The organism is Actinokineospora inagensis DSM 44258, from assembly GCF_000482865.1.
In the GTDB taxonomy this organism is placed as follows: domain Bacteria; phylum Actinomycetota; class Actinomycetes; order Mycobacteriales; family Pseudonocardiaceae; genus Actinokineospora; species Actinokineospora inagensis.
Genome location: NZ_AXWW01000046.1, coordinates 1 through 16,485, shown reverse-complemented (window position 1 = coordinate 16,485; position 16,485 = coordinate 1). Strand labels below are relative to the sequence as shown.

Sequence of the window (16,485 nt, the reverse complement as noted above, 5' to 3'; positions counted from 1 at the left end):
GACTAGTCGAGGCGGAACCCGAACGGAAGTTCCAGCCGGTGCCGGGCCAACAGGTCGGCGTCGGCCAGCAGCTCCCGGGTCGGGCCGTCGGCGACGATGACGCCGTCGTCGATGACGACCGAGCGCGGGCACAACTGCAGCGCGTACGGCAGGTCGTGGGTGACCATCAGCGTCGTGCGGTCCAGGCCGAGCAGCACCTCGGCCAGCTCGCGGCGGGCCCGCGGCTCCAGGTTCGCCGACGGCTCGTCGAGGACGAGGATGTCGGGGTCGCAGGCGAGCACGGTGGCCAGCGCGACCCGGCGGCGCTGCCCGCCGGACAGGTGCATGGGCGAGCGGTCGGCGTGGTCGGCCATGCCGACGTCGTCGAGGGCGCGTTTGACCCGGGCGGCCAGGTCGGTGCCGCGCAGCCCGAAGTTGGCGGGACCGAAACTGACGTCCTCACGCACGGTCGGCATGAACAGTTGGTCGTCCGGGTCTTGGAAGACGATCCCGACTCGGCGGCGGACCTCCTTGAGCGTCGCCTTCTCCACCGGCAAGCCCGCCACCTCGACGTTGCCCTGTCCGGTGAGAACGCCGTTGAGGTGCAGAACGAGGGTGGTCTTACCGGCGCCGTTGGGGCCAAGCACCGCGACCCGCTCGCCGTGCTCCACGCGCAGGTTGACGCCGAACAGCGCCTGGTGGCCGTCCGGGTAGGCGTAGGCGAGGCGCTCGACCAAGAGCGCGGGCGGGGTCATAAGGACACACCCAGCACGACGACGGCGAGGGCCGTGGGGGCCAGCCCGGTCAGCCAGGCGGATCGACCCGCGGAGTGACCCTGGTCCGGCATGGCACCGGCCCACCCCCGGGACACCATGGCCAGGTGGACCCGCTCGCCGCGCTCATAGCTGCGGATGAACAGGGTGCCGATACCGCGTGCGGTGGCACCGACCTGCCAGAGGAACCGCGGGTCGTGCCCGCGGCAGATCCGGGCGATCCGCATCCGCCGGGCCTCGGCGGCGATGACGTCGAGGTAGCGCAGCATCAGGGTGGCGATGGTGACGACCATCGTCGGCACGCGCAGCCGCTGCAGCCCGACGATCAACTCACCGGGCGCTGTCGTGGCGGACAGGGTGAGCGACACGAGGACGCCCAGGGTGCCCTTGGCGAGGATGTTCCACCCGGACAGCAGCCCGTGTTCGGAGAGCGCGACACCGAGGACGGTGGTGGTCGGCCCGCCCGCGACGAAGGGGAACACCAGCGCCAGCAGCACGAACGGCGCCTCGATCACCACGCGCCGGGCCAACCAACCCGGCGGGATCCGCGCGATCGTCCACACGCAGCCGAGCACCGCCAGGTACAGGCCGAACGCCCAGAACCGCTCCCTCGGCGTGGCGACGACGCAGAGCACCCCGAACCCGGCGGCGACGATCTTGACCTGCGGCGCGAGCCGGTGGACCGGGCTGGTGCCCGGCCGGTGCAGTGGATGCGCGTGCCCGGCGCTCACTCGGCGGACTTACCGGGGCGCTTGCGCAGCACCCAGAACAAACCGCCCGCGAGGACCACGGTCACCGCGACCCCGATGACCCCGGCGAGCCCGGTGGTGCCGGAGTCGCCGCTGATGGAGTAGCCGGCGAGCGGGCTGCTCGCCAGGTTGTGCTCCCGCGCGTTCTGGGCGATGCAACTGCCCCGTAGTTCTTCGCCGTTGGCCGTCCGCACGACCTGGCAACCCTCCAGGGTCGCGTGGTCGAGCCCATCCGGGTTCGGGTCGGCGAAGTACGACACCACACCAGCGAGCACCAGCGCGACGGCCAGGAATCCGAGCAGGAACGCGAGGTTGCGCGTCTTCGCCTTCACGCCAGGGTCTCCTCACGCACGTCCAGCGCCTTGTGGCTGCCGCGCAGCAGGTACACCAGGTCGGGCCGCACGGCAGCCACCGCGACCAGGGTCAACGCGGTGATCACGCCCTCGCCGACGCCGATCAGGCAGTGCACGCCGACCAGCGTGGCCGTCACCGTGCCCAGGCTGAACGCCGGGTCCCCGCCGATCGCGAACTCCAGGACGAACCCGAACGACGCGATCACCGTGTTGGTGAACGCCGCGACGAACGCGGTCACCGCCAACCCCGCCCTGTTCTTGGCGAACCGCTTGAGCAGCGTCGCCACCAGGAACCCGGCCGCCGTGCCGATCAGGGCCATGTTCGTGATGTTGGCCCCCAACGCGGTCAACCCGCCGTCGGCGAACACGAGCGCCTGCACGACGAGGACGATCGAGACACACAGGGCGCCGACCCAGGGGCCGACCAGCATCGCCGCCAGCGCGCCACCGAGCAGGTGACCGCTGACGCCGGGCAGCACCGGGAAGTTCAGCATCTGGGTCGCGAACACGAAGGCCGCGACCAGCCCGGCCAGCGGGGCGGTGCGGTCGTCGAGGTCGTTGCGCGCACGGGCCGCCGCCACCGCGAGGCCGACCACGGCCACACCCGCGAACAGCAGCGAGGTCTTCGTATCCAGCAGCCCATCGCTCATGTGCATGGCGACCGCGGACATCGGCGCACCTCCGGGTGGGGACTCAGTGGCGGGTCGAGCGTAGTTGCCAGCGGGACGCTACCGCCAGGGCTTGGCAATAGCGTCCCACTGGCTGGTGTGACGTTCGACTACCCCGGGGCCGGTCAGAAACGGACCAGGGTGCGGCCACCGGTGTTGGTGGGCAGGTCGGCGAGGGCGGTACCGACCTCGTCGAGGGTGATCTCGGCGGTGATGAGGCCGTCCAGGTCGAGTTCACCCGCTTGGACGTGGTCGAGGAGACGGGGCACGTCGACATCCGGGTCACTGGAGCCGTAGAGGCAACCGGTGAGGGTACGACCGAACCAGTACAGCTCAAGAGCGTTGAACTCGACGGGGGCTTTGGCCGACCCGACACCGACCACGACCACGTGCCCGCCGCGGCGAGCAGCCGACCAGGCCGTGCGGATGCCCGCGGGGGAACCGACGCACTCGAACGTGACGTCAGCGCCACGGGTGTCGGTAAGGGCGCGGATGGTCTTGGCGGTCGTATCGTCGGAGAGGAGGAAGTGGGTCGCGCCCATCGACAGCGCGAGGGCTTCCTTCTCCGGGCGCACATCCACCGCGATGATCGGGGAGGCACCGGCGAGGCGGGCGGCCTGCAGAACGGACAGCCCCACTCCCCCAACCCCCACTACTACTACGGACTGCCCCGGCTTGACGTCTGCCGTGTTCAGCACGGCCCCTGCACCGGTCAACACCGCGCAGCCCAACACCGCAGCTCGGTCCAACGGCACATCGGCCGGGATCTTCACCGTGGCCCGCTCGGACACCACGGTCTCTTCGGCGAACGCGCCCGTACCGAGCCCCGGGTACAACGGCGTCCCGTCCGGCAAGGTCGCGTGGGGTATAGAGGCAGCATCGGCCGCGCGCTCACACAGGTAAGGCTCGCCGGCGAGGCAGTACCAGCATTCCCGGCACGGCGGCGCCCAGTTGAGCAGCACGTGGTCACCCGGGGCGACCCGCGTGACACCTGCGCCGACCGACTCGACAACCCCCGCGCCCTCATGCCCCAGGACGGCGGGCACCGGCTGGCGGAGCGTGCCGTTGGCCAGTGACAGGTCCGAGTGGCACACGCCCGCGGCCACCAACCGGACCCGCACCTGGCCAGGGCCGGGATCGGGCAGCACGATGTCGGTGACCGCCAACGGCTCCCCTTGTGCGCGCAGCACCGCCGCCCTGACCATGTCGCCCCCTCGAAGTCCGTGACAAGACAAACCGCAGAGTACTCAGCCGAAGGCGTTGATCCCGGTCAGCGCCCGTCCGATCAGGAGCTTCTGGACCTGGCTGGTGCCCTCGTACAACGTCATCACGCGGGAGTCGCGGAGGATCTTGGCGACCGGGTACTCGTCGAGGTAGCCGTAGCCGCCGAAGACCTGGATGGCGAGGTTCGCGGCGCTTACGGCGTTCTCGCTCGCGTACAACTTGGCCATAGAGGCGGCGGTGCCATACGGCTCACCACGGTCGATGAGGTCGGCCACCCGCCACACCAACAGCCGCGCGGCGTCGGTGTTGACGGCCATGTCCGCCAGCATCTCCTGCACGAGTTGGTAACTGGCGATGGGTTTGCCGAACTGCACGCGGTCCTTCGCGTACTGGACGCTTGCCTGGAGCGCGCCCTTGGCCAGCCCGACGCACCCGGCGGCGACGGACATCCGGCCCTTGTCCAAAGCGGACATGGCGACCTTGAACCCGACACCCTCGTCGCCGAGCCGGTCGGCCACCGGCACGCGGACCCCGTCGAGGACGAGTTCACCGGTGGACTGCCCGCGCAGCCCCAGCTTGCCCTTGATCTCGCGGTGCTGGAAGCCGGGCGAGTCGGTGCGGACGAGGAACGCGCTGATGCCCTTGGGGCCGGGGCCGCCGGTGCGGGCGAAGACCAGCGCGAGGTCGGCCCAGGTACCGTTGGTGATGAACATCTTCGTGCCGGTGAGCACGTAGTCGTCGCCGTCGCGGACCGCGCGGGTGGCCAGGTTGGCGGCGTCGGACCCGGTGTCGGGCTCGGTCAGGCCGAAGCAGGCCAGCGACGCACCGGAGGCGATCCGGGGCAGCCACCGGGACTTCTGCTCGTGCGTGCCCCAGGCGGCGATCGACTTGCCGACCAGGCCGAGGGACACCGACACGATGCCGCGGATCGCCGAGTCGCCGCGGCCGAGCTCCTCCATCATCAGGCAGTACGACAGGTGGTCGCCGCCGGAGCCGCCGTACTCCTCGGGCAGGGTGAGACCGAGGAAGCCGACTCCGCCGAGCTTGCCGACGATGCCGCGGTCGACCTGCTCACGGCGGTCCCACTCGGCGGCGTTGGGCACGACCTCGCGGTCGATGAAGTCCCTGGCCAGGTCCCAGAGGGCCTGCTGCTCACCGCTGAGGGCCAGATCCATGCGGGTCTCCCGTCCATAAACCAAACGGTGTTAGGTTCGCTCAGGATAGGATCGCCCCGCGACCCCGGCAACCACCTCCAGGGGAGGACCCCCTCGTGCCGCGACCCCGAGTGCCCCTGCTGGACCGGCCGCGGATCCGGGCGGCGGCCCTCGCCGTGGTCGACCGGGACGGCCTCGCCGGGCTGTCGATGCGCAGGCTGGCCGCCGACCTCGGCGTGCAGGCGCCGTCGCTGTACTCCCACTACCGCACGAAAGACGACCTGCTGCAGGACATCGCCGAGGACATCATGTCCACTGTGGACACCTCGGCCTTCGCGGACGGCTGGGTCGCGGGCCTGCGCGGCTGGGCCAACTCGTACCGGACCGCGCTGGCCGCGCACCCCAACCTGGTCCCGGTACTGGCCACCGGACCCGCCCGCAGACCCACCGCCCTGGCCCGCGCCGACGCCGTACACGGCGGCCTGGTCGGCGCGGGCTGGCCACCCCGCCACGCCACGATGATCGGCGCCGCCACCAAGTACCTCGTCCTAGGCGCCGCCACCACCTCCTTCACCCACGGCTTCGACGACGACATCCAGATCTACGTCGACCGCTACCCCCACCTGAACCAGGCCCACCGCCTCCGCGACCACGCCACCCACATCGACACCGACAGCTTCGCCCTGGCCCTCGACGCCTTCATCCACGGCCTCACCAGCCTGTACACCCAAGTAGCCGTCGCCCCACCCCCGCCGTGAGCAGGGCAGCGCCCGCCCAGCCTCGACCGCACCTACCCCCGCGGTCGCCTCCACTTCACCCAGGCCACCACACCTGCCCAGAGACCACCCTCACCCCAGCCGCTGACCGCACCTACCCCAGCAGGCCACCCTCACCCTGGCCGCCAACCGCACTTGGCGCAGAGGCCACCCTTCACCCCAGCTACTGATCGCACCTGCCCCAGAGGCCACCCTCTCCCCAGCCGGTGACCCACCTACCCCAGAGACCGCCCTCGTCCCAGCCGCTAACCGCATTGGCCCAGAGGCCACCCTCTCCCCAGCTACTGACCGCACCTACCCCAGCAGGCCACCCTCACCCTGGCCGCCAACCGCACTTGGCCCAGAGGCGCTTTCACTCAGCCACTCACCGAACCCCGCCCCAACCCTGTCTGGCCCAGAAGCCCACCTTCGCTCCAGCCGCCCGGCCATGGACCGCGCCTGCCGCAAGCCTCGCCTTCGCTTCACCCGACCAACGCTTCACCCGACCAAGCGCTTGACTTCGCCCCACCCCGCCGCCAGGCAGAGCCCCACCCACCCGGGGGTCCGGTGCCCATTCATGAGCCTATCGGTTTGGCGGGGTTGTCAAGGGGTGCGGCGATGCGCTGTGGACGGTTGGGGGAGTTGTGGACAAACTCGGCCTCACCGGCCTGCGCGGCCGGGTGGGAGGAGGGCGGCTCGGGCGGCGGTGAAGACTGCCTCTGCGGTGGCTTTGAGTGCGGGGGAGTCGAGTTTCCACTGCTGCCAGTGGAGTTGGACGTCCACGTGTCGGTCGGACAGGCGGACCAAGGTGCCTGAGCGCAGCCGTGGGGCGGCCTGGGTTGTGGGTATGACGCCCCAGCCGAGGCCTGCCGTGATGGCGGCGACGAAAGCTTCGGACGCGGGGACGTAGTGGCGGAGTTGGCTGGCTGGGCGGCGGGTGAGGGTGCGCAGGAAACGGTCCTGCAGTTCGTCGCGGCGGTCGAATACGACGACGGGGGCGGTGGGGAGGCGGTGGCGCAGTGGGCCGTCCAGCCAGTGGTCGACGAAAGCCGGGGCGGCGACCGGGAGGTAGCGCATGCGGCCGAGGGGGCGGACCGAGCAGCCGGTGACCGGTTCCGGTGACGAGGTGACCGCGGCCATCACCATGCCCTCGCGCAGCAGGGAGGCCGTGTGCGACTCGTCTTCGCGGTTGAGGTCGAAGTAGACGCCGGGGACCTCGACGAGGGCGGGGAGCAACCAGGTGGCCAGCGAGTCGGCGTTGACCGCGATCGACAGGCGCACCGACTCGCCCGCCATACCCAGTTCGGCGGCCAGGTCGCGGTCGAGTTGGGCCAACTGCCGGGCGTAGCGGACGACATGGGTGCCGGATTCGGTGGGGCGTACGGGTTTCGTGCGCAGCAGCAGCACGCGGCCGGTGCGCTCCTCCAGGGCCTTGACCCGCTGGCTGACCGCGGACGGGGTCACGTGCAGGGCGGCGGCGGCCGCGTCGAACGTGCCCTCGTCGACCACGGCGAGCAGCGTCCTGACCTGGTCGAGAGGTAGGTCACCCATCACGAACGCTAAGGGTACGTAAAAACCTTGAGCTGTACTACAGGAGCGTGTCGACCGTACGGTTGGCGCATGGAGCTCGCGGTGCTGGCCGGGTTCGGCACGGGGATATCAATGATCATCGCCATCGGGGCGCAGAACGCTTTCGTGCTGCGCCAAGGCATCCGCCGCGAGTCCGTGCTGCCCGTAGTGGCGATCTGCGCGCTGTCCGATGTGGTGTTGATCGCGTCGGGCGTGGCCGGGATGGGCACCCTTGTGGCCTCTTACCCCGTCGCGCTCACCATCGTCGCGGTGTTCGGCGGCCTCTTCCTCATCGGTTACGGCGTACTGGCGGCGAAGCGCGCGTTTCGACCGTCGAGCATGGCGGCCAGCGGAACCCGAGTGGGGTCGACACGACAGGCTGTCCTCACCTGCCTGGGTCTGACGTGGCTCAACCCGCACGTGTACCTGGACACGGTATTGATCCTCGGCACCATCGCAGCAGCACACGGGACCCAACGGTGGTCCTTCGCCGTTGGCGCTACCTTCGCGAGCATCCTCTGGTTCATCGGGCTCGGTTTCGGCGCCCGGTTCCTGACGCCGCTGTTCGCCCGGACCGCCGCGTGGCGGGTGCTGGACTCGGTGATCGCGGTGACCATGGCGGTCCTCGGCGTCACCCTGCTGACCCGGGTGTGAGGGCGAACCCGCCGCCCCCACACCCGGTCCTGCACAGAGGACCTCGGTCAGCCGACCCCGGCGCCGTGCAGCGCGACCCACCGGCGCATCGCGTACTCGACCATGGTGATCAGCGCGGCCTTCACCGACTCCCGCCCGCGCGCGTCGCACGGCACGATCGGCACCTCGGGCCCGATCGCCAACGCGTCGCGGACCTGGTCGACGCTGTGCCCGAGTACCCCGTCGAAGCAGTTCAACGCCACCACGTAGGGCAGGTTGCGCTCCTCGAAGAAGTCGATCGGGGAGAACGAGTCGGCCAGCCTGCGGGTGTCGGCCAGCACCACCGCGCCGATCGCGCCGCGCACCAGGTCGTCCCACATGAACCAGAACCGCTGCTGGCCGGGGGTGCCGAACAGGTACAGCACCAGGTCCGAGTCCAGCGACACCCGGCCGAAGTCCATCGCGACCGTGGTGGTCGACTTGTTCGGCGTGGCGGCCGTGTCGTCGATCCCGGCGCTGGCGCTGGTCATCACCGCCTCGGTGGTCAGCGGCATGATCTCCGACACCGAACCGACGAAGGTGGTCTTCCCCGCGCCGAACCCGCCTGCCACCACGATCTTGACCGAGGTCAGCCCGCCGCCGGGGGCCACGTCGTCATAGCCTGCGGAGCCCACTCAACACCCTTTCCATCAGCACCAGGTGCGCCCGGTTGGCGCCGCCGGTCGCGGTCTTGTGCACGGTGACCAGCCCGAGTTGGGCCATGTCGCCGAGCAGCACCTTGGCAACGCCCAGCGGAGCCCCGAGCAGCGTCGCCACCTCGGCGACCGACCGCGGCTCGTGGCACAGGGCCCCGATCGCGCGGTGCTCGGACTCGGCGAACGCGCCTGCGTCCGGCGACCCGTCGCTGGTGGACACCATGGTCTCCACCCGCATCTCGAAGTTCGACCTGGTGCGGCCCCTGGTCCAGGCGTACGGGCGGACGATCGAGGCATCCGGGTCGGCGTCCTGGCCCGCCGCCGACACCTGCCCGACCGGGTCCAGCACCCGCTCGGCCCGCTCGGCGACCTCACCGTCCGGCCAGTCCGGCTCGGCCTCCGGTTCGTCCACATCGGACTTGCGCCGCCTGCGGCCACCGCCGAGGGCCAGGCTCGCCATCACGTCCGCGATGGTCTGCTCCGACTCGGCTCCGTCGTGCGCGCTCATGGAGTGCTCATGCTGGCTGCCCCACCATCCTCCCGGCGGTCCCCTGCAGGGCCGCGCGCAGTTCCGGGGTCAGGATCTGGCCCACCCGGTCCACCAGCAGCGTCATCTCGTACGCCACCTGGCCGATGTCACAGGTCGGGGCCGCGAGGATCGCTAAACACGACCCGTCGCTGATGGCCATCAGCAACATGATGCCGCGCTCCATCTCCACCACGGTTTCCTTGACCGCGCCCGCCTCGAAGCAGCGGGCCGCGCCCTGGGTGAGGCTGACCAGCCCGGACGCGACCGCGGCCAACTGGTCGGCGCGGTCGGCGGGCAACCGCGCGGAGGAGGTGAGCAGCAGCCCGTCTGCGGACACCACCACCGCGTGCGCCACCCCGGACACCCGGTCGGCGAAGTCGTTGACCAACCAGCCGAACTGGCCCGGTTTGGACTGCGTGGACGTCATCGTGCTCCATTTCGGCGTCGGCACCGGCTCGCTCGTCGGCTGCTCGGTCGATACTCGGCGACCTGGCTCAGGCATCCCTGCCTTCTTTCTCGGTGTCCCCCTCGGTCGGTGTCCCCGGCCGCCGGGCGATGCTGCTGCGGCCGCGGCCGATGCCGCGCTGCAGGCTGCCCAGCCGGGACCGCAGCGCCTCGGCGTCCCGCTCGACCGGCACCTGGCGGGCGGTGGCCGGGTCGAGGCTGCCGGGCAGCAGCCGTTCCCGGGGGGTGCGCCGCGGCAGCAGACCCTCCGGCTGGTCGGCGGCCGTGGTGGCCAGCGCCTCGGCGGCCTGCCAGCCCGCGTCGGGCGCGAACCGCCACGGCGCGCCGCGCAGGTCGAGCCCCGGTGTGTGCCCTGGCGTGTGCCCTGTGTCCACTGTGTCCACTGGGTCCATATCGGACTCCGGGCTGCTCAGGAGTCCGTTCGGATCGGCTTGCCGCACAGGTGACTCCGGTTCGGCGGGCAGGCGCAGCGGCGCGGTGACACCGCCGGGGCCAGGGTCGGACAGATCCATCCCGACGGCGCGGGCGGCCACTCCCGGCACCCGCTTGTCCAGCCCGGCGATCCGCACCCCGGTGGCCGGGCCGGACTCGACCCGGCGTGCCTCGGGCAGCGCACCGGCCCGGACCGCGCGCCGCGGCAACGCGCCACCCGTATCCGTTGGGCCACCCCGGGTTACGCCCCGCTCGACGGGCGACCGCCGGGCGGGCGGCCCGTTGACCGGCGGATCGACCGGCACCCGGTCACCGGGCAGCACATCGACGGGCAGCGGTTCATCGGACAGCTCGTCGACCCGCACCCGGTAACCACGTGACCGGTCACCGGACCCCCCGCCACCGGACTCCCGGCCACCGGACATGGCGGCGGCGGGCGGCATGGCGGCGGACGAAACCCGATAGCCGTGCGGAGGGTCAACAGCCCCACCGTCACCGGGCAACGCGTCGGCGGGCGCCGTGGTGGCGGGCACCCCGTCGACCGGCACCTGGCGGTCGGGCAGCCGGTGACCAGATCCCTCGTCACCGGGCTGGACGTTGCCGGGCTGGACCTTGGAGGGCAGGGCGTCGGTGGGCTGCGCGTCGGCGGGTGGGGTGGCGCGGCCGTGCCTGCCGAGTTCGGCGGTCAACTCGTCCGGCGTGGCGTGGGCCGGGCCGGCGTGGTGCGCGCCCCTGGCCCGGTGGATGCCGCGCTGGTAGCTGGACAGCCGCTTGCGCAGGTGGTTGGCGTCGCGACCGGAGAGGGGGTCGGCGGATCGCTTACCGCCTCGGGTCCCGTCGTCTTGGCCGCCGCCCGTAGCGGACGCGCCGTTCTGGACGCCGCCCGGCACCAGGTTCCGCCGCGGCGTGCGGCGGGGCAGGCCGGAGGTGGTGAAGTCGTCCGGTTCGGCCGCCAGCACCTCGCGGGCCGTGTGGAAGCCCTGGTCGGCGGCGAAGTCCCAGCCAGGGCCCCGGTCCGCGTCGGCGGCGGTGGAGTTGGGGTCGTCGGTGACCGCGCGGAACCACGCGGAGACCATCTCGTCGAAGATCGGCGTGGTCTCGTGCAGCGCGGCCGGGGGCGGCGCCTGCGCGGGTTCGTCGACCAGCGCGGCCTGGTGGACCAGTGTGGTGTCCCACCAGCCGCCGTCGTCGGTGGCGGCCGGGTCGCCGTCCGGCGCGGGGTCGTTGGTGACCAGCGCCTCGGTGGGCTCGGGCTCGGCCGCCGGGCGGGAAGCGCGCCGCGGCAGTGGGAGGCCGTCGCCGACCGGGGTGCGCAGCGGCAGTTCGGCCCCGTCGCCACCGGGCGGCCGGGTCGGGTCCCACTTCGGCTTGCCGTTGGCCAGCCTGCGGGCCAGGCCCGCGGAGAACCCGTTGTGGCCGTTGGCATGCCCATTGTAACCATGGGAACCGTTCGACCCGTTGGCACCGTTGGTGTGGCCGTTGGCGGTCGGCCGCGGCGGGTGCGCGGTGACGGTGATCCTGGGCACGTCCGGGACGACCTCGCCCACGACCAGCTCGGCCGGGATGGTGACGACGGCCCGGATGCCCGGCTGGGTAGCCGGGCGCAGCCGCACCTCCACGTTGAGCCGCGCGGCGAGCCTGCCGACCACGAACAGGCCCATCCGGCGCGAGGTGGACGCGTCGATGGTCCCGCTGTCGGCCAGCCGCTCGTTGACCTCGGCCAGCTCCGACTCGCTCATGCCGATGCCGCGGTCGACCACCTCCACCTTGAGCGCGCCCGCGTCGGTGCGGTGGCTGGCCACGGTGACCTGGGTGGCGGGCGCGGAGAACGCGGTCGCGTTGTCCAGCAGCTCGGCGACCAGGCGGACCAGGTCGCCCGCGGCGTAGCCGACGACCAGCACCGCGGCGGGCGGCGAGATCACCACCCGCGGGTACTGCTCGATCTCGGACACCGCGGCGCGCAGCAGGTCGCCCAGCTCGGTCGGCTGCTGCGCGCGGCGGGCCGAGTCGGCGCCGGAGAGCACCATCAGGTTCTCGTTGTTGCGGCGCATCCGGGTGGCGAGGTGGTCGAGCTGGAACAGCGTGGCGAGCTGGTCGGCGTCCTCCTCGTCGCGCTCCAGCCGCTCCAGCAGGTGCAACTGGCGCTGCACCAGGCTCTGGCTGCGGCGGGAGAGGTTGACGAACACGTTGCTGTAGTTGGCCCGCAGGCCCGCCTGCTCGGTGGCCAGCCGCAGCGCCTGCTGGTGCACGGCGTCGAACGCCCTGGCCACCTCGCCGACCTCGTCGTCCGGCAGGACCGCGACCGGTTCCACCACCGGCTCGGCCACGTCGCGACCGTCGCGGATGCGGGCCACGGCGGCGGGCAGCCGGTTGCTGGCGACGTCCAGCGCGCCGCGGCGCAGCAGGGCGAGCGAGCCGAGCAACTGCCTGCCGATCACCAGCATCACCCCGGCGGCGGCGACCAGGGCGAGCAGCAGCACCACCGAGGCGAGACCGGCCGCGTTGCCCGCCTCGTCCTGCAGTGCCGAGGACCGCTCCTTGATCTCGGTGCCGAGCAGCGCGCTGACCGCGCTGATCCGCTGGGACGCCTGCTCCGAGGCGGTGTTCCAGTCGGCCGAGGTGATCGGCAGCGGCACGTTGACCGCGGCGCTGCCGTCGCTGCCGTCGCCGACCGCCAACCGCAGCAGGTCGGTGCGGGCGCGCACGCTCGGGTCGTTGTGCAGCTCGTCGTAGCCCGCCTGCTGGTTCAGCGTGGCGATGGAGCGGAAGTCGGAGGTGCGCTCGGCCAGCCGGGACTGGGAGGCGCGCAGGCTGTCCAGGTCGGCCGCGTTGAGACCACCCCGGGCGATGCCGATCGCGACCATGCCCTGCTGGAAGTAGATCTCCTCCTTCGCCGCCTCCAGGTCGTGCAGGGCGGCGGCGGTGTTGGCCAGGCCGGGGTCGGCCACCTCACCGGTTGTCGCGCGGTCGAAGTTCAGCAGCGCGTGGATGACGTCGGTGTAGCCCTCGAGCGCGGTGCCGCTGTCCACCGAGCCCGCTCCCACGGGGCGCCGCAACGCGGTGAGCGTGTCGAACGCGGACGTCACGTCGCGCAAGCGCGCGCGGGTGACCTCGGTGTCGAAGGTGGCCTTGCCGATGGCGCGGTACATCTCTTCGCGCGCGTAGTCCGCGCTCTGCCGCTCCCCGGCCAGTTCCGCGGCTACATCGCGGGAACCGCTGGTGAGCAGCACGGCCGCCTTGGTGCGCTCGCGCTGCAGCCAGGTGAGCGTTTTGCGCAGGCTCTCGTTGACCGCTACGAGCTTGTCGACCCGTTGGTAGGACTGGGCGCGCTCGACCTGGCCGCTGATCCGAAGCACGCCGAGGACGACCGCGAACACGACCGGGACAAGGATGACCGCGGCGAGCTTGACCGGGATGTTCCAGTCCCGCCAGCGGGTCAGCGTGGTCATTCGCGGAGTCATCCTGCCCGCCGTCTTGGACCCGCCGGCTTCCCCACCGGCGGTGTCCGAGGCGGTCGACCGGGCGCGGCGGCGTGCCGGGCGTTGGGCCGCGCGCGTAGACGCGCCACCCACCCGGTCCGGCGACACGGTGCGGTTCACTCGCGGGCCTCCTGGTCCGCGGGTGGCCGCTGTCGGAGTAACTGCCTCACCGCGCGGATCTCCCTTCGACGAGCACGACCGGCCTGACCGGCTCACTGGCTGGCTGCGGAATTGGTTCGAGATCGACCGGCGGGGTGCGCCGATTCGTCGAGCCGCTCAGCGTCCCTACCGACATCGGTGCGGCCGCGGCGCGAACTTGAGTGCCGATGCTACCCCGATCCGGCGATCTTGAACCCATTCCCGTTGACCTGCGGGAATCGTCTGTCCGCTGTGGAACTCGCGGCCCCGAACGGGGACGCCGGGCCGGTTCGCCACATTTCCGGTCACGCTTCGCACGGAATTCTCGCCTTGATCCCTCGATCGGGTAATTCAACGTACAACGACCAGGACTGTCCGATGTGATCATCGTCCACCTGCGGGAACACAGGTCGGTCCGCTGTGGATCTTCCCGGATCGAGTGATGCGCGGCCGGTTGCCAGCCCGACGGACAACACCCAGTGACGCGGCAATTCACCATTAAGTGTGAGAGCAACGCCCCGGTTGACATGCAACCACACCGGTATCGTTCGGTAACCCGAGCCGCCCTGTGCACAACTGGCTGCACGCTCGATCCGAACCCGGCTAGCATGGCGGCCGTTCACCGGGGCGCGTCGCGCGCATTGGTGAAATCGCCCCCGGCGCCGCCCGCCGCGATTCCCGCCCGGATCGTCGCCGCCCCACTCAATTCTCGGAGGAAAACGCATGACCGAGGTCATCGGCCGCGCGGACCACCCGCGGTTGGCCACCTTCGGCGGCATCGGCGGCCCGGCCACCGCGCCCGCGGCAGGCGGCCCCGACTTCGCCGCCGTGCAGGCCAGCGCCGAGTTCGCCGTGCTGCGCGCCCGGTTCCGCCGGTTCGTGTTCGGCATGACCGGCCTGTTCCTGTGCTGGTACCTGGGTTACGTGCTGCTCGCCGCGTACGCGCACGAGTTCATGGCGATCCGGCTCACCGGGTCGATCACCGTCGGCCTGGTGCTCGGCCTGGCCCAGTTCGGCACCACCGCGCTGATCACCGCCGTCTACCTGCGGTGGGCCCGGCGCAAGCTCGACCCGGCGGTCGCCGAGCTGCGGGAGTCCACCGGGGCGGGCCGATGAGCGCCGCGGGCGGCCTGGTCGTCGCGCAGGAGCAGGCGGGCAACACGGCGCTGAACTCGGTGGTGTTCGGCGCTTTCGTCGTCGTCACGCTGTTCGTCGCCTACCGGGTCGGCTCCCGCAACAGCTCCACCGCCGACTACTACGCGGCGGGCGGGGCGTTCACCGGGGTGCAGAACGGCATCGCGTTGTCCGGCGACTTCCTGTCCGCCGCCTCGTTCCTCGGCATCGCGGGCGCCATCGCCATCCACGGCTACGACGGGTTCCTGTACTCCATCGGCTTCCTGGTGGCCTGGCTGGTCAACCTGCTGCTGATCGCCGAGCCGGTGCGCAACATCGGCCGGTTCACCATGGGCGACGTGCTGGCGTTCCGGATGCGCCAGCGCCCGGTCCGCGCCGCCGCCGCCACCTCCACCCTGGTGATCTCGCTGTTCTACATGCTGGCCCAGATGGCGGGCGCGGGCGCGGTGGTCGCGCTGCTGCTCAACGTGCACAGCAAGGGCGGGCAGGCGCTGGTGATCGCCGTCGTCGGCCTGGTCATGATCTTCTACGTGCTGGTCGGCGGCATGAAGGGCACCACCTGGGTGCAGATCATCAAGGCCGCCGTGCTGCTGCTCTGCGTCGTGCTGATGACGGTGTTCCTGCTCGGCAAGTTCGGCTTCAGCATCACCGCGCTGCTGGAGCAGGCCGCCGCCAACAACACCAAGGGCGAGAAGATCCTCGCGCCGGGCGAGCAGTACGGCCGCACCCCGATCACCACGCTCGACTTCATCTCGCTGTCGCTGGCCCTCGTCCTCGGCGCCGCCGGGCTGCCGCACGTGCTGATGCGCTTCTACACCGTCCCCGACGCCCGCCAGGCCCGCCGCTCCGTCGTGTGGGCCGTCGGCACCATGACCGTTTTCTACGTCGCCACCCTGATCATCGGCTACGGCGCCTCCGCCCTGGTCGGCTCGGAACGCATCCTGGACGCCACCGGCAAGGAGAACGCCGCCGCCCCGCTGCTCGCCTTCGAGATCGGCGGCACGGTGCTGATGGGCGTCGTCGCCGCCGTCGCCTTCGCCACCATCCTCGCCGTCGTCGCGGGCCTCACCATCACCGCGTCCGCCTCGTTCGCCCACGACGTCTACGCCAACATCCTCCGCCGCGGCAAGGCCGACACCCGCTCCGAGATCCGCGTCGCCCGGCTCACCGCCATCGTCACCGGCCTGCTCGCCATCGTCGGCGGCATCCTCGCCAACGGCCAGAACGTCGCCTTCCTGGTCGCCCTCGCCTTCGCCTTCGCCGCCTCCGCGAACCTCTCCACCCTGGTCTACTCGCTGTTCTGGAAGCGCTTCAACACCACCGGCACCCTCTGGGCCATGTACGGCGGCCTCGGCTCCTGCCTCCTCCTGGTCGCCCTCTCCCCCGTCGTCTCCGGCGCCCCCACCGCCATCTTCCCCACCGTCGACTTCCACCTCTTCCCGCTCACCAACCCCGGCATCATCTCCATCCCCACTTCCTTCATCTGCGGCTACCTAGCCACCCTCCTCAGCCACGATTCCCCCAACCCCACCAAAACCACCGAAATGGAAGTCCGCTCCCTCACCGGCATCGGCCGCTAACCCCGCCGCCCCCACACCGCACCGCAAGCAAACCACCGCATGACAACCCACCCCACAGAACCTGCACCGCGCGCCTCGAAACCCCACCCCACATAGACAAAGGCCGCCAACCCACCCCACGCGCCTCAAAACAAACCCCCCGCCCCCCGCCCCATCGACGAAGCCCACCAACCGGC

General features: G+C 71.3%; 15 protein-coding genes. 4 read left to right on the top strand and 11 right to left on the bottom strand.

What is annotated here, in order from left to right; genetic code table 11:
• Positions 1-2: 2 nt before the first annotated feature.
• From H504_RS0117675 to H504_RS0117650, 6 genes are all read right to left on the bottom strand, one after another.
• On the bottom strand, positions 3-734 hold the full coding sequence (locus H504_RS0117675; protein WP_026423854.1) for an energy-coupling factor ABC transporter ATP-binding protein: 732 nt from the start codon (positions 732-734) through the stop codon (positions 3-5).
• Positions 731-1,483 (bottom strand): cobalt ECF transporter T component CbiQ, encoded by a 753-nt coding sequence (cbiQ, locus tag H504_RS0117670; protein WP_026423853.1) that lies wholly within the window; start codon positions 1,481-1,483, stop codon positions 731-733. Before cbiQ ends, H504_RS0117675 begins: the two co-directional genes overlap by 4 nt.
• Positions 1,480-1,833: a PDGLE domain-containing protein gene (locus H504_RS0117665; protein WP_026423852.1), complete on the bottom strand. Its 354-nt coding sequence runs from the start codon at positions 1,831-1,833 to the stop codon at positions 1,480-1,482. Before H504_RS0117665 ends, cbiQ begins: the two co-directional genes overlap by 4 nt.
• Positions 1,830-2,525, bottom strand: coding sequence for an energy-coupling factor ABC transporter permease (locus tag H504_RS0117660; protein WP_026423851.1), 696 nt, complete (start codon positions 2,523-2,525; stop codon positions 1,830-1,832). Before H504_RS0117660 ends, H504_RS0117665 begins: the two co-directional genes overlap by 4 nt.
• A 122-nt stretch (positions 2,526-2,647) precedes the next feature.
• Complete coding sequence (locus tag H504_RS0117655) at positions 2,648-3,727, bottom strand: Zn-dependent alcohol dehydrogenase (RefSeq protein ID WP_026423850.1); 1,080 nt, start codon at positions 3,725-3,727, stop codon at positions 2,648-2,650.
• A gap of 42 nt (positions 3,728-3,769) precedes the next feature.
• On the bottom strand, positions 3,770-4,921 hold the full coding sequence (locus H504_RS0117650) for an acyl-CoA dehydrogenase family protein (RefSeq protein WP_026423849.1): 1,152 nt from the start codon (positions 4,919-4,921) through the stop codon (positions 3,770-3,772).
• 95 nt (positions 4,922-5,016) lie between these two features.
• On the opposite strand from H504_RS0117650, the gene H504_RS0117645 reads away from it, so the two are divergent.
• Positions 5,017-5,658, top strand: coding sequence for a TetR/AcrR family transcriptional regulator (locus H504_RS0117645; protein WP_026423848.1), 642 nt, complete (start codon positions 5,017-5,019; stop codon positions 5,656-5,658).
• Positions 5,659-6,315: 657 nt separating this feature from the next.
• Here the strand turns inward: H504_RS0117645 and H504_RS0117640 are convergent.
• Positions 6,316-7,206 (bottom strand): LysR family transcriptional regulator ArgP, encoded by an 891-nt coding sequence (locus tag H504_RS0117640; protein ID WP_211239349.1) that lies wholly within the window; start codon positions 7,204-7,206, stop codon positions 6,316-6,318.
• A gap of 69 nt (positions 7,207-7,275) precedes the next feature.
• Between H504_RS0117640 and H504_RS0117635 the strand changes: the two genes are divergently transcribed.
• Positions 7,276-7,878: a LysE/ArgO family amino acid transporter gene (locus H504_RS0117635; protein WP_026423846.1), complete on the top strand. Its 603-nt coding sequence runs from the start codon at positions 7,276-7,278 to the stop codon at positions 7,876-7,878.
• A gap of 47 nt (positions 7,879-7,925) precedes the next feature.
• Here the strand turns inward: H504_RS0117635 and H504_RS0117630 are convergent, their stop codons facing one another.
• The 4 genes from H504_RS0117630 to H504_RS35675 all read right to left on the bottom strand — a co-directional run bounded on the left by H504_RS0117630 (position 7,926) and on the right by H504_RS35675 (position 13,427).
• Positions 7,926-8,531, bottom strand: a complete 606-nt coding sequence (locus H504_RS0117630) for a GTP-binding protein (protein WP_035304738.1) — start codon at positions 8,529-8,531, stop codon at positions 7,926-7,928.
• Positions 8,512-9,060, bottom strand: a complete 549-nt coding sequence (locus H504_RS0117625) for a DUF742 domain-containing protein (RefSeq protein WP_051385994.1) — start codon at positions 9,058-9,060, stop codon at positions 8,512-8,514. The genes H504_RS0117630 and H504_RS0117625 overlap by 20 nt, the downstream gene beginning before the upstream one ends.
• A 7-nt stretch (positions 9,061-9,067) precedes the next feature.
• On the bottom strand, positions 9,068-9,508 hold the full coding sequence (locus tag H504_RS0117620; protein ID WP_026423843.1) for a roadblock/LC7 domain-containing protein: 441 nt from the start codon (positions 9,506-9,508) through the stop codon (positions 9,068-9,070).
• Positions 9,509-9,575: 67 nt separating this feature from the next.
• Positions 9,576-13,427 (bottom strand): sensor histidine kinase, encoded by a 3,852-nt coding sequence (locus H504_RS35675; protein WP_051385993.1) that lies wholly within the window; start codon positions 13,425-13,427, stop codon positions 9,576-9,578.
• An 891-nt stretch (positions 13,428-14,318) separates the two neighbouring features.
• Here H504_RS35675 and H504_RS0117610 point away from each other — a divergent pair.
• Both H504_RS0117610 and H504_RS0117605 read left to right on the top strand, forming a co-directional pair.
• Positions 14,319-14,711: a DUF485 domain-containing protein gene (locus H504_RS0117610; protein WP_026423842.1), complete on the top strand. Its 393-nt coding sequence runs from the start codon at positions 14,319-14,321 to the stop codon at positions 14,709-14,711.
• Positions 14,708-16,309 (top strand): solute symporter family protein, encoded by a 1,602-nt coding sequence (locus tag H504_RS0117605; RefSeq protein ID WP_035304736.1) that lies wholly within the window; start codon positions 14,708-14,710, stop codon positions 16,307-16,309. Before H504_RS0117610 ends, H504_RS0117605 begins: the two co-directional genes overlap by 4 nt.
• Positions 16,310-16,485: the final 176 nt, after the last annotated feature.